This is a genomic window from Candidatus Binatia bacterium (assembly GCA_036382395.1).
Lineage (GTDB): Bacteria > Desulfobacterota > Binatia > HRBIN30 > HRBIN30 > JAGDMS01.
This window is the reverse complement of sequence record DASVHW010000341.1, coordinates 1-3,044: the sequence shown is the minus strand read 5'-3', so window position 1 is coordinate 3,044 and position 3,044 is coordinate 1. Positions and strand designations below refer to the sequence as shown.

General features: G+C 60.6%; 4 protein-coding genes. 3 read left to right on the top strand and 1 reads right to left on the bottom strand.

Annotation, left to right across the window (positions count from 1 at the left end; all coding sequences use genetic code 11):
• The first annotated feature begins 207 nt into the window (after nt 1–207).
• Both VF515_16345 and VF515_16340 read left to right on the top strand, forming a co-directional pair.
• Entirely contained in the window at nt 208–1,341 is a 1,134-nt protein-coding gene (locus tag VF515_16345) for a hypothetical protein (protein ID HEX7409201.1), read from the top strand.
• An 11-nt stretch (nt 1,342–1,352) separates the two neighbouring features.
• Nucleotides 1,353–2,168 (top strand): hypothetical protein, encoded by an 816-nt coding sequence (locus VF515_16340; protein ID HEX7409200.1) that lies wholly within the window; start codon nt 1,353–1,355, stop codon nt 2,166–2,168.
• Nucleotides 2,169–2,399: 231 nt separating this feature from the next.
• On the opposite strand, the gene VF515_16335 is transcribed toward VF515_16340, so the two are convergent.
• Complete coding sequence (locus tag VF515_16335; protein HEX7409199.1) at nt 2,400–2,711, bottom strand: hypothetical protein; 312 nt, start codon at nt 2,709–2,711, stop codon at nt 2,400–2,402.
• 49 nt (nt 2,712–2,760) lie between these two features.
• On the opposite strand from VF515_16335, the gene VF515_16330 reads away from it, so the two are divergent.
• A partial coding sequence (locus VF515_16330; protein ID HEX7409198.1) for a hypothetical protein occupies nt 2,761–3,044 on the top strand: 284 nt, incomplete at its 3' end.

The window sequence follows — 3,044 nt, the reverse complement described above, 5'->3', positions numbered from 1 at the left end:
TCTCTTTGGGCGGGCCCTCAGTCAACTCAGACCATCAGGCAATTAGAAACCCCGATGGTTTGATCATGACAAGCGGCACATCTCTTGCGCGACGCCAGCCCGACCATGGACAAGACTTGCCCATTCCGAAGCACCACGATCGTTGACCAGCTAGCGCCAGGTTGCGGACCCACGCCCATCGGGATCAAAGCTCAGGCGGTACTCCTGTTGAGCTTGGCTGTGTTTGCCCTGGCCTTCGGGTCAGGATGCGCCGCACGCGCGAGGAACAAGCCCTTCGAGCTGGTCTGGCCCGAGCCACCCGAGCCCCCTCGTATCAAGTTCGTCCGCACGCTCTCCAGTGAGTTGGATCTCAAGGGCCAGAGCATGGCCCAATCGGCTGCTGATTTCGTCATTGGACGCAAGCACGATGTGCAGCACATGCGCGAACCGCTGGGCTTGGCGGTGTCCGACGACGGCAAGCGGCTGTTCGTGTCCGACTACGAGCAGCTTGTCGTTTACGTCTTCGACTTCGACACCAAGAAAGTGACCATCCTAGGCCAGGAGACGCCGCTGGGACGGCCCCTCGGTCTCGCGCTCGATGCGGCGCAGAACCTGTACGTTTCGGATCAGGAAGGGAAGCGCATCCTGGTGTTCGATACCGCCTATACACCCCAGCGCGTGATCAAACTGAGTGACGTGACGCGCCCGAGCGGTATCGCCATCGACCGCAACCGGAGCCTGCTCTACGTCGCCGACACGTCCACCAACGAATCCGAGCAACACTTCGTCAAGGTATACGACCTCGACGGCAAGTTCATTCGCAACGTCGGCAAGGGCCGCGGCACGAACGAGGGGTACCTCCTGTTTCCCACCTACGTGTCCCTGGATCCCGACGGTAACGTCTACGTCTCCGACACCATGAACTGCCGCATCAGCGTTTTCGACCCGGAGGGAAACTTCGTCCGCAAGTACGGCGACATGGGCGACAGCTGGGGCGAGATGAACAAACCTAAGGGCGTCGCTTTGGACTCGTTCGGTAATCTCTACGTCGTCGATTCAGCCTGGAGTGTCGTGCAGATCTTCAACAAGCGCGGGGATGTTCTGTTGTTCTTCGGAGGGCGCCACCGTCTCCCGGGGATGATGGAGAACCCGACGGGGGTTGCGATCGATCACAACAACCGCATCTACGTGGCCGATACCTTCAACTTCCGGGTGAACGTGTACGATCTCGTGAACACGACGGCGGCGGACAGTCTGCCGGACATTCCATCGGCAGACGGGGGTGCAGGGGGCAAAACGCAAAACGAACAGACCAGTAGCTTGCAGTTCAAACCATTGGGAAGGGAGATTCAAACACCATGAGGAACTCTGTCATGAGGCACTCTTTGAACAGACGGTCGCTTTTTGCCGCATGCGTCGGGTCCGCGTTACTGGCGCTGCCAGCGTGGGCCGGTAGTGGACCCGGCCAAGGTATCATCGGCACCGCGCACGACTTCACCAAACCGGGGACCGCTGGCTACTACGCCGGATCGAGTGCGGGCAAAGCCAGCATCTGCGTATTCTGTCACATCCAGCACCGGTTCGGCGCCGCGGGAGGCGATCCGACCGTCAAGACGCGGCTTTTGTGGAATCACAAGTTGTCATCGCAGACCTTCAGCTGGGGTGATGTCGGCACCACGGTTGGTGGCACCCAGCTCCCCCCCGACCTCAACGCCACCATCGGCGTGTCGAAACTGTGCCTTGGCTGTCACGACGGCACGGTGTCCGTCGGTGACCTGTACCGCGGGACTTACACCGACGTGTGGACCGGCAGTCACATCAATGCCAACGGCTTCATGCAGAGCAGCGCGAGGATTGGCCAGAACTCCGGTGACCTGACTGGTAACCACCCAGTCGCCATTCCCTTCCCGTACAACAATACACCGAGCACCTACAACGGTATCACCACAGGTAGCGGAGTCAATTTAACCGATTACATCGGCAACCCGGTGAACGTGAAGCTCTTCACCGACGTTGGCGGCGACTTCGTGCAGGGAGCGACTGCCGGGTCCACCGGCATTGAGTGCGCCAGCTGCCACGATCCGCACAACAAGCACACCCTCGATTTCCACTTCTTGCGCGATTACTACCAAGAGTCGACGGGCGCGCCGAGCAAGATCTGCCTCGACTGCCACAACAAGGGCAACTGAGGAAAGGGCGCAACCAGGCTTGAGGTGCGCGTGACATGCCCGCTTGGCGTGTCGTGCGCGAAGGAATCGGGAGCGAACCATGTGTGAACCGCAGCCAGAACTCTCTACAGATCATGAGTGCCGTAGTTCTGCCGGTTCATCTCCGATTGAAATCATGACGCGGCCGTTGTCGATTGAAGGACAGCGAACAGAAACCAGGCAACGCGCCGCCACAATATTTGAAAGGAGTGCTCAGATGTGGAGCGCTAGAAAAAGGCGGAGAAGCACCGCAGCCAAGGGCATAAGATGGCCATGGCTGTGGACGGTCCCCGCTGCCGTATTGCTGCTGAGCCTCGCACCGGTGCAGGCCCAGTCGCCGACGCACACGGCGTTGCCGACATGGACGCAGGGAGGGGCGTTCACAGCAACGCCGGCGAACACAGCGATCCCGACGCGGACGGTGACGAACACGCCCGCCAACACGGCGACGTTCACGCCGGCGACCATACCGGCCACACGTACGCCGACGGCGACGCGCACGGCGACGGCGGTGTACACGGCCACGCCCGCGAATACCGCGGCGCCGGCCACGCCAGGGGGCAGCGGCGGCTGTGTGGATGCGGTGGCGGTTTTGAGTCTGCCGTTCAGCCTCACGGAAAATACCAGCGCTGCGAACCCGGCGGTGAGCGATCCGAATCCGACGTGCTCGAACAACAGCAATCGTAAAGCAGTGTGGTTTACGTATACAACCGTAGCTGCCGGTTCACTAACGGCCGACACCATGGGCAGCAACTACGATACGATTCTTCAAGTCTACAGTACGACGACCAACTGCACAGGGTTGGCGGCGGTGACGTCGGCATGCAACGACGATTCCGGTGGTACCGTCCAGTCGAA